The following is a 15,658-nucleotide window of genomic DNA, read 5'->3' as shown; positions in this document are numbered from 1 at the left end:
CGATGGGGGCAACGGGGCACTATTTCTGTCGGTCGATAGCCGACATGCCTGCTATCAATTCGCGTTGAGGACGTCTCTGGCGTGAGCGCTTATTTGCCCCAGGCGCGCAACGCGTGCTCGACGAACTGCCGCACCTTGGGCAGGCGGTAGCGGTCCTGGGGGTACATCAGCCACAGCGTGCGGCTGGGCGGCTGGTAATCCTGCAGCAACGGCACGAGCTTTCCGCTGGCCAGGTCCTCGCTGATGAGCACGTCAGGCAGCATCGACACGCCCATCCCGGCGAGCACGGCCTGGCGCAGCGCCGGCGTGCTGTTGACGATCATCGAGCCCGACACCGGCACTTCCATCACGCCGTCGGGGCCGGTCAGGCGCCACAGTTTTTCGGCGGCACGCCAGTCGTCACCGGCCGGGTAGGCGAACGCCAGGCAATCGTGGTCACGCAGGTCGTCGGCGGTTTTCGGGGTACCCCGACGTTTCAAGTAGGCGGGGGCCGCGCAGATGGTCAGGGTGTAGTCCTGGAGTGGCCGGGTGATCAACGCCGATGATTCGGGGGTGCCGAGGCGGATGGCGGCGTCGAAGCCGTGCTCGATCAGGTCCATGGTCTGATTGCTGAGCACCACCTCGGCCTTGATCTGCGGGTAGCGCTGGACGAACTCGCTGAGCAGCGGCGCCAGGCGCTCGGCGCCGAAGGCCGGCGGGGCGGTGACGCGCAAGGTGCCGCTGGGCTCAGTCTGCGCCTGTTCAGCCATGCGCTCGGAGTCGTTGACCAGCCCCAGCACTTCGACGCAACGCCGGTAGTATTCCAGGCCGAATTCAGTGAGGTTTTGCCGGCGCGTGGTGCGCTGCAACAGGCTCACACCCAAGCGTTGCTCCAGGGCTTTGAGGTGGTTGCCGACCATGGTCGTCGACATTTCGCACTGGCGCGCGGCCGCGGTCATGCTGCCGCCTTCCACCACTTTGACGAACACCGTCATCGCCAGAAACACGTCCATTATCAAGCCCTGCTTTAAAGTCACTGAAGGATGGCGATCTTTATACATCAGAACGGGCTAACGATACTGGCCTCACTTACCCGTGATGGAGCCACCGACATGACCGCCGCCTGCCTGATGAACACCTACAAACCGATGCCCTTGAGCTTCATTCGTGGCGAAGGCGCGCGGCTGTGGGATGACAGCGGCCGTCAGTACCTGGACGCTGTCGCGGGTGTCGCCGTGACCAACGTCGGTCACAGCCATCCGCAGATTGTCGCGGCGATCAGCGAGCAGGCCGGGCTGCTCTTGCACACGTCCAACCATTACCGCATCGACTGGCAGCAGAAGCTGGCGCAGCGTCTGACCCGGCTGTCGGGGCTGGAGCAGGTGTTTTTCAACAATTCCGGCGCCGAGGCCAACGAGACCGCGCTCAAGCTGGCGCGTTTGTATGGCTGGGCCAAAGGTATCGAGCACCCGCTGGTGCTGGTGATGGACAACGCCTTTCACGGCCGCACCCTCGGCACGTTGTCGGCCAGTGACAACGGCGCCGCGCGGCTGGGTTATCAGCCGATGTCGGGGGCGTTCGTGAAGGTGGGTTTCGGTGACATCGTCGCGGTTAAACAGGCGACGGCGGCGTATGGCGAGCGCATTGTCGCTGTGCTGGTCGAGCCGATTCAGGGGGAGGGTGGCGTGGCGTTACCGCCGCCGGGGTATCTGAAGGCGCTGCGCGATCATTGCACGCAAAACGGCTGGCTGATGATGCTGGATGAGATTCAGACTGGCATGGGTCGGACGGGGCGCTGGTTTGCCTTTGAGCATGAGGGGATCGTGCCGGATGTGATGACGCTGGCGAAGGCGTTGGGCAATGGAATTCCCATTGGTGCGTGTCTGGCGACGGCGGCGGTGGCGCGGTTGTTCACGCCGGGCAGTCATGGCAGTACGTTTGGCGGTAATCCGTTGGCGTGCCGGGTGGGTTGTACGGTGTTGGATATTGTTGAGGGGGAGGGGCTTTTGCGTAATGCGGCGGTGCAGGGTGAGCGGTTGTTGGCGGGCTTGCGCGTTGCGCTGGCGGGGCACCCTGATGTGGCGCAGGTGCGGGGGATGGGGTTGATGATCGGGGTTGAGTTGACGCGGCCGATTCGGGATGTGTGTCTGGTGGCGGCGCGGGAGTATGGGGTGTTGATCAACGTGACGCGGGGGCAGACGATTCGGTTGTTGCCGCCGTTGGTGGTCGATGGGGATGAGGTGGACCGGATAGTGGCAGGCGTCGTGGGCGCCCTGAAAGGGGACTGACTCTGAAAGGGGACTGATTTATTTACAGCGCTTCATCGGACTCTGAAAGGGGACTGATTTATTTACAGCGCTTCATCGTAAATTAATCTGTCCCCGGTTTTAGAACTGCGGCGGGGCTCATGAAGACCAAGGGCGTCTGCCTGGGGGCAGACTGTTTCGCCTTCGGCGAGTTACTTGGAAAAGCACCCCAAGTAACCAAGGGTGCTTGCTCCTGGTTAGGTCCCTCCTCCGTCGGGATACCCTCACTCCGACGACGCTCCGTGGGCCCGCGCCGAACGGACATCCATGTCCTGACGGCGCTCTCGCCGCATCCATGCGGCTCGACCCACTGCGCGTCGTCTGCGTTCGGCCTGCACCCAAGTCGCGATTGGCGGTGTCTGGACTTTTTGCTTATGAAGATCAAAAGCAGATCAAGATCAAAAGCTTCCCGGCTGAAGCCGGTCCTACAGTCCGAGCCAATCCCACAGGCTGCACGCGCTGCTGTTAGTGGGACCAGCTTTAGCCGGGAAGGGGCCGGTTTGGGCGCCATCAATCTTGCGGTTCTATGCCTGATCGTTCCCACGCTCCGCGTGGTGGTGACTGGGCTTTTTGCGCATGAAGATCAAAAGCAGATCAAGATCAAAAGCTTCCCGGCTGAAGCCGGTCCTACAGTCCGAGCCAATCCCACAGGCTGCACGCGCTGCTGTTAGTGGGACCGGCTTTAGCCGGGAAGGGGCCGGTTTGGGCACCATCAATCTTGCGGTTCTATGCCTGATCGTTCCCACGCCCCGCGGGGTAATGCCGCCTCTGACGCTCCGCGTCCCACCGGAACTGGCCTTTCAGTAAGCCCTGAGGAGCGTCAGCCCCGCTTTATTTCCCGGCCAACTCCATGATCATCGCCGCGGTCAGGTACAGCCTGGGGGCAATGCTGCTGAGGTCGATGTATTCGTCGTCGGCGTGGAGGCCGGCGCCGACGACGCCCATGGTTTCGAGGACGGCGGGTTTTTGGCTGTCGGGGACGTAGGCGTAACCGGCGTCGGTGCCGAAGCGCATGGCGATGGGTTCGAGGGTGCGGCCGGTTTTGGCGTAGATCGCTTGCGCGGTTTTGGCGAGGTCGTCGGTGGCGGGGTTTTTGGCCAGTGGGGGGCGGCCTTTGTCGAGGCGGAAGGTGACGTCGGTGCCGTCGATCATTTTGCCTTGCACGATGCGTTGTCCGTCAGCCAGCACGCGGTCGGATTCGCTCAGGTCGGAGTAGCGCATGTCGCCTTCGGCCGCGGCGCTGGAGGGGATGATGTTGCGCTTCTCGCCGCCTTTGATCAGCGTCCAGTTGACTGTGGTGCCCTTGGCGGGGTCGCCCAGGTCCTTGAGCTGCACCAGTTGGTGGGCCAGTTCCATGGCGGCGTTGCGCCCGGCTTCCGGGGCCGAACCGGCGTGGGAGGATTTGCCTTTGACGTCGACGAACACGCCGTTGATGCCGTTGGTCGCGACCGTCACGGCGTCCTTGTCCGGTGGCTCGAACGAGAACACGTAGTCGTGCTTGCGGGCGAGTTCGGCGATGAGGGTTTTCGAGCCGGCCGAGCCCGTTTCTTCGTCAGGGTTGAACAGCACGGTGATCGTGCCGAAGTCCTTGAATTTCTCGTATTCCAGCAGCTTCAGCGTGTGCAGCACCATTGCCACGCCCCCTTTGGCATCGGCTACACCGGGGCCGTACGCATGCTCGCCGTCGACGCGGAAAGGTCGCTTGGCCGCAGTGCCCGGGCCGAACACGGTGTCGTAATGGATCATGAGCAGAAAGGATTTGCTGCCCGTGCCCTTGAGGGTGCCGACGATGTTATCGCCTGCCGAGGGTGTCGCCGGCGTGGTTTCGACTGTCGCGCCTAAAGCCTTTAGTCGTTCGACCAGCACCGCGCTGACCATTTTCAGGCCCGCCGCCTGACCCGTCCCGGTGTCGATGTTGACCAGTTGCTTGACCGTGGCCAGATAGGGTTTTTGCTCGGCTTCGGCCTTCTTCAATAACTGCTCGGGGGAGACATCGGCGGCGTAGGCGCTGCAGGCAAAAAGGGCGGCGAGGATGGAAGCGCTCAGGGCGGTACGTCGAACGTGCATGCTGGATCCCTCAGATGATGGTCGAGTTGTTGTGATGTCCATGGAACCACATCGTTCCGGCAGCCGCCGCGCTTTCCTGCATCATTCACCGTAGAATCCTCCTCTGAAATAAACAGTGACGAGGTTACAGCGGTGGATTTACAGCAGGGCTTCGTCCTGACCCGGCATTGGCGCGACACGGACGCCGGCACCGAGGTGGAATTCTGGCTGGCCACCGATGAGGGCCCGCGTCAGGTGCGCCTGCCGTATCAGACCTCCGTCGCGTTCATTCCGGAGCAGCACCGCGAGCGCGCTGAAGCCGTGTTGCGCAACGAGCGGCATGTCGAGCTCAAGCCGCTGGCGCTGTGTGATTTCCGCCACCGCCCGGTGCTCGGGCTGTACACGCGGCAGCATCGCCAGTTGATGAACCTGGAAGGTGACCTGCGCAAAGCCAGCGTCGACGTCTACGAAGCCGATATCCGCCCGCCCGAGCGTTACCTGATGGAGCGTTTCATCACCGCGCCGGTGCAGTTCAGTGGCCGGCCGGATGCCAGTGGCCTGTTGCTGGACGCGCAACTCAGGCCTGATCCCGGTTACCGACCGACCCTGAAACTGGTGTCCCTGGACATCGAGACCACCGAGCGCGGCGAGCTGTATTGCATCGGCCTGCATGGCTGCGGCGAGCGTCAGGTGTACATGCTCGGCCCGGCCAACGGCGATCACGCCCAGGTGAATTTCAAGCTCGAATACTGCGACACTCGCGTCGCGCTGCTGGAAAAACTCAACGAATGGATGGCCCGTCATGACCCCGACGGGATCATCGGCTGGAACGTGGTGCAGTTCGATCTGCGCGTGCTGCACGAGCACTCGCGGCGCCTGAACGTGCCGCTGCGCCTGGGTCGCGGCGGGGAGGTGATGACCTGGCGCGAACACGGCGCGCGCAACAATCACTTTTTCGCGGCGGCGGCCGGGCGTCTGATCATCGACGGCATCGAGGCGCTGCGTTCAGCGACCTGGAGCTTTCCCTCGTTCAGTCTGGAAAACGTGTCGCAAACGCTGCTGGGAGAAGGCAAGGCCATCAACAATCCGTATCAGCGCATGGACGAGATCAACCGTATGTTCGCCGAGGACAAGCCGGCGCTGGCGCGTTACAACCTCAAGGACTGCGAGCTGGTCACGCAGATTTTTGCCAAGACCGAGCTGCTGACGTTCCTTCTCGAACGCGCCACGGTGACCGGCCTGCCGGTGGACCGAAGCGGCGGTTCGGTGGCCGCGTTCGAGCATTTGTACATCCCGCTGATGCACCGCCAGGGCTTCGTCGCGCCGAACCTCGGCGAGCGCATGCCGGAAGCCAGCCCCGGCGGTTTTGTCATGGATTCCCGCCCCGGGCTGTACGAATCGGTGTTGGTCCTTGATTACAAAAGCCTGTATCCGTCGATCATCCGCACCTTTCTGATTGACCCCGTGGGCTTGATCGAGGGCCTCAAGCACCCCGATGACAGTGCGTCGGTGGAAGGCTTTCGTGGCGCGCGTTTTTCCCGGACGCGGCACTGTCTGCCAGCCATCGTCTCGCGGGTGGCCGAAGGGCGCGAAGTCGCCAAACGCGAGCGTGATGCGCCGCTGTCCCAGGCGCTGAAAATCATCATGAACGCCTTCTATGGCGTGCTGGGTTCCAGCGGCTGCCGCTTTTTCGACACGCGGCTGGCTTCGTCGATCACCCTGCGCGGGCACGAGATCATGCACCAGACCCGGCTGCTGATCGAAGCCCAGGGTTATGAAGTGATTTACGGCGACACTGACTCGACGTTTGTCTGGCTGAAAAAAGCCCACGCGCAGGCCGATGCCGCGCAGATCGGCACCGCGCTGGTCCAGCTGGTCAACGACTGGTGGCGTGCTCATGTGAAAGAGGCATACGGGCTGGAGAGTGCGCTCGAGCTGCAATTCGAAACCCACTTCAAGCGCTTCCTCATGCCGACGATTCGCGGTGCGGAGGAGGGCAGCAAGAAGCGTTATGCGGGTTTGGTGACCCGCGCCAATGGCGAAGACGAAATGGTCTACAAGGGCCTGGAGGTGGTGCGCACCGACTGGTCGCCGCTGGCCCGGACCTTTCAGCAGGAACTGTATCTGCGGATTTTCCAGCGTCAGCCGTTTCAGGAATACATTCGGGAATACGTGAGCCGAACCCTGGCCGGGGAACTCGACGGTCAATTGATCTACCGCAAGCGCCTGCGCCGGGCCCTCGACGATTACGAACGCAACGTGCCGCCCCATGTGCGAGCCGCGCGGCTGGCCGATGAGTACAACCGCCAACAGGGTCGGCCGTTGCAGTACCAGAATGGCGGCTGGATCAGCTACGTGATCACGGTCGCCGGCCCGGAGCCGCTGGAAGTGCGGACGGCGGCCATCGATTACGACCACTACATCAGCAAACAGCTGCAGCCGATCGCCGACGCGATCCTGCCGTTCGTGATCTCGCGGACCATCGATCTGAGCTCCCAGGATCAGTTCAGCTTCGACTTCTGAACCCTTTTTTTCTGACCCGTCTTCTCAAACCAGCGGATTGATCCGCAGCGCCTCCAGCACCACGCGAAACGCTGCCGTGTGCTGGCGCCGGCTTGGGTAGTACAGGTGATAGCCCTCGAACGGCTCGCACCAATCGGCCAGCACTTCCACCAGTTCGCCCTGCTCGATATGCCCAGCCACGAGCCCCTCGGGGAGCTGCGCCAGACCGACGCCATCCAGGCACCCCTGCAGAATCTGAAACACACTGTTCATGATCAGCGGGCCGTCGACGCGCACGCGGGTCTCGCGGCCGTTTTTGGCGTACTCCCATTGATACAGCGCGCCATGGGTCGGCAATCGCAGGTTGATGCAGCGATGGCCGGGCAGGTCTTCCGGCACCCGGGGCGTGGAATGCCGCGCCAGGTAATCGGGGGACGCCACGGTCATCAGCCGCAACGGCGGGGCAATCGGCGCGGCGATCATGTCCGCTGCGAGGGTGTCACCCAGGCGCACGCCGGCGTCGATGCGCTGGGCGACGATGTCGGTCAGGCCGTAGTCGGTGACCAGCTCGATGGTCATGTCAGGGTATTGATCGAGCAACGGTCTGAGTCGCGGCCAGAGCACGTAACGCGCGGCGAACTCGTCCGCCGTGATGCGCACCGTGCCGGAAGGTCGGGCGCTATGCTCGATGGCGGCGTTGACCTGTTCCTCGATGCCGTCAAGCAGTGGCGCCAGGCCCTTGAACAACTGCTCGCCGGCCTCGGTGCGGGTCACACTCCGTGTGGTGCGGGTGAGCAGGCGAACGCCGAGACGCTCCTCAAGCAGGCGTATGGTCTGGCCGACGGCGGAGGGTGAGATGCCCAGCGCGGCGGCGGCACGGGTGAAATTCCCTTCGCGGCCGACCGCAAGGAACACCGCCAGGTCATCGAGTTTGTAGTCCGCCATTGCGAAGCATCCCTTCATTTTGATCAAAGCATTCTACGGATACTGTCGGCAATAAGCCCTTGTTACGCTGGCTGCACATTTTCTGGAGATCATTATGAATGCCACCGTGAGCGCCACTGATACCGCTAATGAAGACATGCAGATCCACCGCGCCGGCTCGGCCAAGGCCATCAAGGGGCCGGCAGACTGGTTCACCGGCGACGTCAGAATCGACCGGATTTTCAACGCCCCGGCACCGGCGCGGGTCGGCCTGGCTATCGTCAATTTCCAGCCCGGCGCGCGCACTAACTGGCACACCCACCCGCTGGGGCAGATCCTGCTGGTCACCGACGGCGTCGGCTGGACCCAGTGCGAAGGCGGGCCGAAAACCGAAATCCGTCCGGGCGACCTGATCTGGTGCAATTGCGGCCGTCGTCACTGGCACGGCGCGACCGACACCACCGCCATGCAACACGTCGCGGTCAACGAAGCGCTGGACGGCAAGCCGGTTGACTGGCTGGAGCCGGTGACCGAGCAGACCTACCTGGCCGGGCCGGTGAAAAAAGACTAAGGGGCTGGCGAGGGTTGGTCTTCACCCCGCCGCAGCCTGGCTGCGCATCCGCGCGATGTCCTTTTTCGGCGGTGCGCCAAACAGCCGACCGTACTCGCGACTGAACTGCGACGGGCTTTCGTAACCGACCTTGAACGCGGCGCTGGCGGCGTCCTGGTGTTCGTTGAGCATCAGCCGTCGCGCCTCGTTCAGGCGCAGCCATTTCTGGTACTGCAGCGGGCTCATGGACGTGAGGTTGCGAAAGTGCAGGTGGAAGTTCGGCGCGCTCATCTGCACCCGCGCGGCCAGCTCTTCGACGCGCAAGGACGTCGTGTAATTGAGCTTCAGCCAGTCGATGGCCCTGGCAATCCGGTAACCCTGACTGTCGACCGAAGCAATATGCCTCAGCAGCGGCGCCCGATCGCCCTGGAGCAGCCGGAAGTGAATCTCGCGCTGCAACAGGGGCCAGAGCACCGGAATGGCGTCGGGCTCCTGCAACAGATTGACCAGTCGGGCGAGGGGATCGAGCAGCGCTGCGGTCAGGCTGGCAATGCCCGCGCTTTTGCGCACGGTGCGCTCCTTCGGTGCCGGGATGTCCCCTTGGGCGATCAGCTCGGTCAAGGTGCGCAGGTCCAGCTTGAAGACCAGTCCCAGACAGGGCACGTCCGCGCTGGCGAGGGTCACGGCGGAGTTGGCCGGTACGTCCAGCGAGGTGATCAGAAAGCGCGTCGTGTCGTAGGGATAGACATCGCTGCCGATGACCATTTCCTTGGCGCCCTGAACCACCAGCACGATGCTCGGGGCCAGGATGCAGGTGACCGGCGGCGAGGGCGCTTCTCGGCGAAAAAGGCCGAGGCCGGTGATGACGGTGGGGAAATCACCGGAGGCCGGCGTCAGGCTGCCGATGATGCGCGTCAGCGATTGCAACTGGGCTCGGGTGTCGCTGCCTGTTGCCTGCATTGAAATCGCGGTGTCGCCCATGTTCCCCCCCTGGTTTTGCCGCGGCGTTGCCGTGGTTTTGCTGTCGTGCCGAGCCGGAACTGTACGGGCCCGGTAAAACAGCCGTCCAGCCTCACCCCTGCGGATTGATCGGATCGGGCAAGAAAGCCACCGGATCGCTCTACTGCCTGCCCGGGCTGCCCCATGAATATGTGCATCGCACACTTCATTCGCGCCGCGCCCCGGCGCCGGAGACATTCATGAAACAGCTGATGATGGGGCTGGCCTTGCTGGTCAGCTCATTCGCCACAATGGGAGCCGATATGTCCAGCGGAGCTGACAATTTCTACACCAGTGAACAGGTCACCCGGCAGAAGGTGACGTTCAACAATCAATACCAGATGAAAACAGTGGGCAACCTGTTCGTGCCCAAGGACATGATCAGCGGCCGCAAGTACCCGGCGATCATCGTCGGTCACCCCATGGGCGCCGTGAAAGAACAGAGCTCGAACCTGTACGCGCAGAAACTCGCCGAGCAGGGGTTCATTACGCTGGCGATCGATCTGTCCTTCTGGGGCGAAAGTGAAGGCCGGCCGCGTAATCTGGTGTCCCCTGAGATCTACGCCGAAGACTTCAGTGCCGCCGTTGATTACCTCGGCAGCCAGGGTTTCGTCGACCGCGACCGCATCGGCGTGCTGGGCATCTGCGGCAGCGGCAGTTTCGCCATCAGCGCCGCGAAGATCGATCCGCGCATGAAGGCCGTCGCCACGGTGAGCATGTATGACATGGGCGGCGTCAATCGCAACGGCCTGCATCATTTGGTCAGTGTCGAGCAACGCAAAGAAGCCATCGCGGCCGCCGCTGCACAACGCGACGTCGAATTCGCCGGCGGCAAAACCCAGTACACCAGCGGCACCGTGGACACACTCACCGAGCAGTCCAACCCGATCGAGCGTGAGTTTTACGACTTCTACCGGACCCCACGGGGCGAGTTCACCCCCAAGGGCCAGTCGCCTGAATTGACCACGCACCCCACGCTGAGCAGCAACGTGAAGTTCATGAACTTCTATCCTTTCGCTGACATCGAGACGATTTCACCGCGGCCGATGCTGTTCATCGCTGGCGAGAATGCCCATTCCCGTGAGTTCAGCGAGGAGGCGTATCGCCTGGCCGGTCAGCCCAAAGAGCTGGTGATCATTCCGGGTGCCGGGCACGTGGACCTGTATGACCGGGTGAATCTGATCCCTTTCGACAGGCTGACGGCGTTCTTTCAGACCCACCTGAAGTAACCCCCAGGCTGTTTCAAGCCGCTTGATCCGGCGCGGTGTCGACGGATCGAAGGGGTAGATCAGGGGTTTACGTGGCGTGACGCACATTGGCGTCACGCCACAGCCTCATTCCTTCACATCCATGAAATCCTTGGCCCAGGCCACGTAATTTTCCGGGAAGGTGTAGGTGTGGGTCAGTTCGGTGGCGCTGTGGTTCGAGGTGCTGTGGGTGACCTGACGCTGGGCACGGAGGCTGTCGTAGGTGGCCTTGATCGCGGCAAAGTACGCCGCGTGACCGGCGACCACCACCCGCACCCCCAGATCAGCCAGGCGCTGCCGGTCATTCAGCTCGGGATTGCCGTAGGTCACCAGCATCAGCGGGACGGTGAGCTTTTCCGAAATCTGCTCCAGGTGCTCGAAGTCCTTGATGCCAACAATGCAGATGCCGTCGGCACCGGCCTTTTCGTAGGCCAGGGTGCGTTCGATGATGTCCTGGACCGGCAGCACGCCGGCATTGGTCCGGGCGACGATCGTCAGTTCCGGGTCGACGCGGGCTTCAAGGGCGGCCTTGACCTTGCCGATGCCTTCTTCGATGGAGACCAGGTCCGTGGATTTACGGCCAAATTGCGCGGGCAGCAAGGTGTCTTCGATGGTCAGCGCCGCCACACCGGCGCGCTCCAGTTCTTCCACGGTGCGCATGACGTTCAGGGCGTTGCCGTAGCCATGGTCGGCGTCGGCAATGAACGGCAGCTGCGCGACACGGCCGATCCGGGTGGCCTGCTCGACGAACTCGCTCAGGGTAATCAGTGCAAAATCCGGCGCTGCCAGCACCTGCAGCGACGCCACCGATCCGCCCAGAATACCGACCTCAAACCCCAGATCCGCCGCAATGCGCGCCGACATGGGATCGAACACTGAAGCCGTCTCGACGCAGTGCTGCGAAGCCAGCTGCTCACGGAATTTGCGACGCAAAGCGGAGTGGGAAATTCTGGACATAAGGCTTCCTGATTCAGGCCGTCATCGAAATGCCAGCAATGCTACCGCAAATTCAGGCTGAAACGTCTCACCTCGATGAGCGACGTGCATTGAATTGCCATTGCACCCCGACGGGACTGACCTCCACCGCGCCCAGTAGGACCGGCTTCAGCCGGGAAGGCGCCAGACCTTATACCGCAGAATCGAGGGTGATCACCCCGGCATCTTCCCGGCTGAAGCCGGTCCTACTGAAACACCGCGCAGTAGGACTGGCTTCAGCCGGGAAGGCGCCAGGCCTCACACCACACGACCTCAACTCCAAATAACAAAGCAAGCGCTTGCGTGAATCGATTCAGCTGTTCTAGGATTCAGCTGTTCCGAAATATTTCAAAGCAATTCCCGAGTGTCACCCGCAAAGAGGTGGCCCAGGCATAAAAACAAGAAACCTCGGAGATTCACATGATCAGCTCGTCTGCTCGATTGCCGCGTGTGCTGTCCGCGCTCGTCATTGCTGCTTCATCGGCCGCCCGGCCATGAGTGCCGTCCCCGCTATGTCTCCCCAGCCCGTGCTGGAAATGACCGCCATTTCCAAGACCTTCAACGGCCTGCGTGTGCTGAAAAATGTCGCCCTCAAGGTGTACGCCGGTGAAGTTCATGCCCTGATGGGCGAGAACGGCGCGGGCAAGTCGACGCTGATGAAGATCCTGTCCGGCGCTTACCAGGCCGACGCCGGTGGCGAGATCCGCATCGACGGCCAGGCCCTGAGCGCATTCGACCCCTTGTCTGCCAAAGCGCGTGGCATCGCGGTGATCTATCAGGAGCTGAGTCTCTGCCCCAACCTCAGCGTCGCCGAGAACATTTACCTGGGCCGCGAATTGCGCCGTGGCTGGAGCATCGATCGCAAAGCGATGGAGGCCGGTTGCGTCGACGTCCTGGTGCGACTGGGCGCCGATTTCAAACCCTCCACCAAGGTCAGCGTGCTGTCCATTGCCGAGCGGCAACTGGTGGAGATTGCCCGGGCGCTGCACGCCAACGCGAAAATCCTGGTGATGGACGAGCCGACCACGCCGCTGTCGTCCCGGGAGACAGACCGCCTGTTTGCGCTGATCAAGCAGCTGCGTGACCAGGGCCTGGCGATCATTTACATCAGCCATCGCATGGCCGAAATCTACGAGCTGTCCGACCGGGTCTCAGTGCTGCGCGACGGCGAGTACGTCGGCATGCTGGAGCGCGACGCGCTGTCGGCCGAGGCGCTGGTGAAGATGATGGTCGGCCGCGACCTCTCCGGTTTCTACAAGAAAGAACATGCCGCCTACGACCCCGGCGCGGTGGTGATGCGCGTGCGCGACATGGCCGACGGCAAGCGCGTCAAGCCGTGCAGCTTCGATCTCCATGCGGGCGAAGTGCTGGGCATCGCCGGGCTGGTCGGGGCAGGGCGCACGGAACTGGCGCGACTGATTTTCGCTGCCGATCCGCGCACCTCCGGCAGCCTTGAAGTGGCCGGCAAGGCGATCACCGATCTGCGCAACCCCACCGACGCCATCCGTGCGGGGGTGGTTTACCTGACCGAAGATCGCAAGGCCCAGGGCCTGTTTCTGGACATGAGCGTGCGCGACAACATCAACGTCTGCGCCTGCGTGCCCGACGCCCATGCCGGCGGCGTGCTGGATCGCGGCCGTGGCGCACAGCGGGCAATCGAGGCGATCCGTTCGCTGTCGATCCGCGTGGCGTCGGGCAAGGTCAATGTCGGCGCGCTGTCCGGCGGCAATCAGCAGAAAGTGCTGCTGGCGCGGCTGCTGGAGGTCAAGCCCCACGTGCTGATTCTCGATGAGCCCACCCGCGGCGTGGACATCGGCTCGAAGTCCGAGATCTACCGGATCATCAACGAGCTGGCCAAGGCCGGCGTTGGCATTGTGGTGATCTCCAGCGAGCTGCCGGAAATCATCGGCACCTGCGACCGTGTGTTGATCATGCGCGAAGGCGAGCTGGTGGCCGAAGTCGGCGGGGCGTCGGGGCAAGAGATTTCCCAGGAACGGATCATCGATCTGGCAACGGGGAGCGAGAACGCCGCAGCCGCTGCGGCCCACGGCGCCCGCGATACTTTCGACCACCCCATTCAACAACAATAAAAAAGGAACCCAGGCCATGAGTCTGCCCCTGGAAAACTCGCCCACCGTTGCCGCCATCAGCAAGCGTGAACGGGTCCGCGAACTGATGCGCACCGTCGGCATGCTGCCGGTGCTGATCCTGTTGCTGATCGGCTTTTCGCTGATGACCGACACCTTCATGAGCTGGCAGAACCTGTCGATTATCACCCAGCAGGCTTCGGTCAACGTGGTGTTGGCGGCGGGCATGACCTTCGTCATTCTGACCGCCGGCATCGACCTGTCCGTGGGGGCGATTCTCGCGGCCTCTGCAGTGGTCGCCCTGCAAGCGTCGATGTCACCGCAGTTCGGCATGCTCGGCATCGCCGCCGGTGTCGGTTTCGGCCTGCTGCTGGGGCTGGTCAACGGTGGACTGATCGCGTTCATGCGCCTGCCGCCGTTCATCGTCACCCTCGGCGCACTCACCGCCATGCGCGGCCTGGCGCGTCTGCTGGCCGACGACAAAACCGTGTTCAACCCCGACCTGCCGTTCGCCTTCATCGGCAACGATTCGGTGCTCGGCGTGCCGTGGCTGGTGATCATCGCCGTGGCGGTCATCGCGGCATCGTGGTTCATCCTGCGCCGCACGGTGATGGGCGTGCAGATCTACTCGGTGGGCGGCAATCCCGAAGCGGCGCGCCTGTCCGGGATCAAGGTGTGGAAGGTGTTGCTGTTCGTCTACGCGGTTTCCGGTGCGCTGGCCGGTCTCGGCGCGGTGATGAGCGCTTCCCGCCTGTTCGCTGCCAACGGCCTGCAGTTGGGCCAGTCCTACGAGCTCGACGCCATCGCGGCGGTGATCCTTGGCGGCACCAGTTTCACCGGCGGCGTCGGTACCATCGGCGGCACCCTGATTGGCGCGCTGATCATCGCCGTGTTGACCAACGGTCTGGTGCTGCTGGGCGTTTCCGATATCTGGCAATACATCATCAAAGGCATCGTCATCATCGGGGCGGTGGCCCTGGACCGCTATCGCCAATCCGGTGCGCGGACCTGATCCAACCTTGTATGGCTGCACGCGTTTCAACGAAGACTCCGACAATAATCACAAGAGAGAACCCATGAACGTCAAACGCAAATTCCCCGCTGTCGTGTCCCTGTGCCTGGCCGCGTTGCTGTCCCAGGGCGTTGAAGCCCGCGAGCTGAAATCCGTCGGCATCACCCTCGGTTCCCTGGGCAACCCGTATTTCGTCACCCTGGCCGACGGCGCCAAGGCCAAGGCCATGGAGCTCAACCCCGCTGTCAAAGTGACCTCCGTCTCCGCCGATTACGACCTGAGCAAGCAGTTCTCGCAGATCGACAACTTTATTGCCTCGGGCGTCGACCTGATCCTGATCAACGCGGTGGACCCGAAGGCCATTGCCTCGGCCGTCAAAAAGGCCCAGGCCGCCGGCATCAAGGTCGTGGCTGTCGACGTCAGCGCTGCCGGCGTCGATGCCACCGTGCAGACCGACAACGTCGAAGCGGGCAAGCTGGCCTGCCAGTTCATCGTCGACAAGCTGTCGGGCAAGGGCAACGTGATCATCCAGAACGGCCCGCAGGTGACCGCCGTCACCGATCGCGTCACCGGTTGCAAATCGGCCTTCGCCGCCGCGCCGGACATCAAGATTCTCTCCGACGATCAGGACGCCAAAGGCTCCCGCGAAGGTGGCCTGAACGCGATGCAGGGTTACCTGACGCGCTTCCCGAAAATCGACGGCCTGTTCGCGATCAACGACCCCCAGGCGATCGGCAGTGACCTGGCCGCCAAGCAACTGAAACGCAGCGGCATCGTCATCACATCGGTGGACGGCGCGCCAGACATCGAGCAGGCCCTCAAGGCCGACACCTCGATTCAGGCCTCTGCCAGCCAGGACCCTTGGGCCATGGCGCAGCAAGCAGTGGTCATTGGTAACGATCTGCTCAACGACAAAAAGCCGGCTGAAGCGGTCACCCAACTCACGCCGAAACTGATCACCCGCGACAACGTCGGTTCCTACAGCGGCTGGTCCAGCAAGCACTGAGACGCAGGCCTGAAGGAGTCGTTGC

Annotated in this window: 12 protein-coding genes; 7 read left to right on the top strand and 5 right to left on the bottom strand. The window is 62.9% G+C overall.

Annotated features, from left to right (window positions below; translation table 11 throughout):
* Window positions 1-89: 89 nt before the first annotated feature.
* Complete coding sequence (locus SLW74_RS26690; protein ID WP_410930630.1) at window positions 90-992, bottom strand: LysR family transcriptional regulator; 903 nt, start codon at window positions 990-992, stop codon at window positions 90-92.
* A gap of 99 nt (window positions 993-1,091) precedes the next feature.
* Here SLW74_RS26690 and SLW74_RS26685 point away from each other — a divergent pair, with 99 nt between their 5' ends.
* Entirely contained in the window at window positions 1,092-2,267 is a 1,176-nt protein-coding gene (locus tag SLW74_RS26685) for an aspartate aminotransferase family protein (protein ID WP_410930629.1), read from the top strand.
* An 849-nt stretch (window positions 2,268-3,116) separates the two neighbouring features.
* Here SLW74_RS26685 and SLW74_RS26680 read toward each other — a convergent pair.
* Entirely contained in the window at window positions 3,117-4,352 is a 1,236-nt protein-coding gene (locus SLW74_RS26680; protein WP_410930628.1) for a M20/M25/M40 family metallo-hydrolase, read from the bottom strand.
* Window positions 4,353-4,484: 132 nt separating this feature from the next.
* Between SLW74_RS26680 and SLW74_RS26675 the strand changes: the two genes are divergently transcribed.
* Window positions 4,485-6,854, top strand: coding sequence for a DNA polymerase II (locus tag SLW74_RS26675; RefSeq protein WP_410930627.1), 2,370 nt, complete (start codon window positions 4,485-4,487; stop codon window positions 6,852-6,854).
* A 24-nt stretch (window positions 6,855-6,878) separates the two neighbouring features.
* Here SLW74_RS26675 and SLW74_RS26670 read toward each other — a convergent pair whose 3' ends face one another.
* Complete coding sequence (locus tag SLW74_RS26670) at window positions 6,879-7,778, bottom strand: LysR family transcriptional regulator (RefSeq protein ID WP_296310975.1); 900 nt, start codon at window positions 7,776-7,778, stop codon at window positions 6,879-6,881.
* 94 nt (window positions 7,779-7,872) lie between these two features.
* On the opposite strand from SLW74_RS26670, the gene SLW74_RS26665 reads away from it, so the two are divergent.
* Window positions 7,873-8,328, top strand: a complete 456-nt coding sequence (locus SLW74_RS26665; protein WP_141695069.1) for a cupin domain-containing protein — start codon at window positions 7,873-7,875, stop codon at window positions 8,326-8,328.
* 21 nt (window positions 8,329-8,349) lie between these two features.
* On the opposite strand, the gene SLW74_RS26660 is transcribed toward SLW74_RS26665, so the two are convergent.
* Window positions 8,350-9,288: an AraC family transcriptional regulator gene (locus SLW74_RS26660; RefSeq protein WP_244656939.1), complete on the bottom strand. Its 939-nt coding sequence runs from the start codon at window positions 9,286-9,288 to the stop codon at window positions 8,350-8,352.
* A 218-nt stretch (window positions 9,289-9,506) separates the two neighbouring features.
* Here SLW74_RS26660 and SLW74_RS26655 point away from each other — a divergent pair, with 218 nt between their 5' ends.
* A complete protein-coding gene (locus tag SLW74_RS26655; protein ID WP_410930626.1) occupies window positions 9,507-10,535 on the top strand; it encodes an alpha/beta hydrolase in 1,029 nt (342 codons plus the stop codon).
* A gap of 105 nt (window positions 10,536-10,640) precedes the next feature.
* On the opposite strand, the gene SLW74_RS26650 is transcribed toward SLW74_RS26655, so the two are convergent.
* The gene (locus tag SLW74_RS26650; RefSeq protein WP_065986037.1) at window positions 10,641-11,510 is read right to left on the bottom strand and encodes an oxaloacetate decarboxylase; all 870 of its coding nucleotides are present in this window, start codon (window positions 11,508-11,510) and stop codon (window positions 10,641-10,643) included.
* A 530-nt stretch (window positions 11,511-12,040) separates the two neighbouring features.
* Between SLW74_RS26650 and SLW74_RS26645 the strand changes: the two genes are divergently transcribed.
* The 3 genes from SLW74_RS26645 (at window position 12,041) to SLW74_RS26635 (ending at window position 15,633) form a co-directional block, all read left to right on the top strand.
* Window positions 12,041-13,618, top strand: a complete 1,578-nt coding sequence (locus SLW74_RS26645) for a sugar ABC transporter ATP-binding protein (protein WP_192131925.1) — start codon at window positions 12,041-12,043, stop codon at window positions 13,616-13,618.
* Between the two features lie 16 nt (window positions 13,619-13,634).
* Window positions 13,635-14,627, top strand: a complete 993-nt coding sequence (locus SLW74_RS26640) for an ABC transporter permease subunit (RefSeq protein ID WP_065987077.1) — start codon at window positions 13,635-13,637, stop codon at window positions 14,625-14,627.
* Between the two features lie 64 nt (window positions 14,628-14,691).
* Window positions 14,692-15,633, top strand: a complete 942-nt coding sequence (locus SLW74_RS26635; protein ID WP_065987079.1) for an ABC transporter substrate-binding protein — start codon at window positions 14,692-14,694, stop codon at window positions 15,631-15,633.
* Window positions 15,634-15,658 lie beyond the last annotated feature (25 nt).

It is taken from the genome of Pseudomonas sp. W5-36 (assembly GCF_046540455.1).
Lineage (GTDB): Bacteria > Pseudomonadota > Gammaproteobacteria > Pseudomonadales > Pseudomonadaceae > Aquipseudomonas > Aquipseudomonas graminis_B.
Note: the sequence above shows the minus strand (reverse complement) of the source record. Positions and strands in the feature narration are given on the sequence as shown.

Coding starts and splice junctions, on each gene's coding strand:
- SLW74_RS26665 (WP_141695069.1), top strand. CDS start 7,873: ATGAATGCCACCGTGAGCGCCACTGATACCGCTAATGAAGACATGCAG.
- SLW74_RS26685 (WP_410930629.1), top strand. CDS start 1,092: ATGACCGCCGCCTGCCTGATGAACACCTACAAACCGATGCCCTTGAGC.
- SLW74_RS26650 (WP_065986037.1), bottom strand. CDS start 11,510: ATGTCCAGAATTTCCCACTCCGCTTTGCGTCGCAAATTCCGTGAGCAG.
- SLW74_RS26680 (WP_410930628.1), bottom strand. CDS start 4,352: ATGCACGTTCGACGTACCGCCCTGAGCGCTTCCATCCTCGCCGCCCTT.
- SLW74_RS26690 (WP_410930630.1), bottom strand. CDS start 992: ATGGACGTGTTTCTGGCGATGACGGTGTTCGTCAAAGTGGTGGAAGGC.
- SLW74_RS26660 (WP_244656939.1), bottom strand. CDS start 9,288: ATGGGCGACACCGCGATTTCAATGCAGGCAACAGGCAGCGACACCCGA.
- SLW74_RS26655 (WP_410930626.1), top strand. CDS start 9,507: ATGAAACAGCTGATGATGGGGCTGGCCTTGCTGGTCAGCTCATTCGCC.
- SLW74_RS26635 (WP_065987079.1), top strand. CDS start 14,692: ATGAACGTCAAACGCAAATTCCCCGCTGTCGTGTCCCTGTGCCTGGCC.
- SLW74_RS26640 (WP_065987077.1), top strand. CDS start 13,635: ATGAGTCTGCCCCTGGAAAACTCGCCCACCGTTGCCGCCATCAGCAAG.
- SLW74_RS26670 (WP_296310975.1), bottom strand. CDS start 7,778: ATGGCGGACTACAAACTCGATGACCTGGCGGTGTTCCTTGCGGTCGGC.
- SLW74_RS26645 (WP_192131925.1), top strand. CDS start 12,041: ATGTCTCCCCAGCCCGTGCTGGAAATGACCGCCATTTCCAAGACCTTC.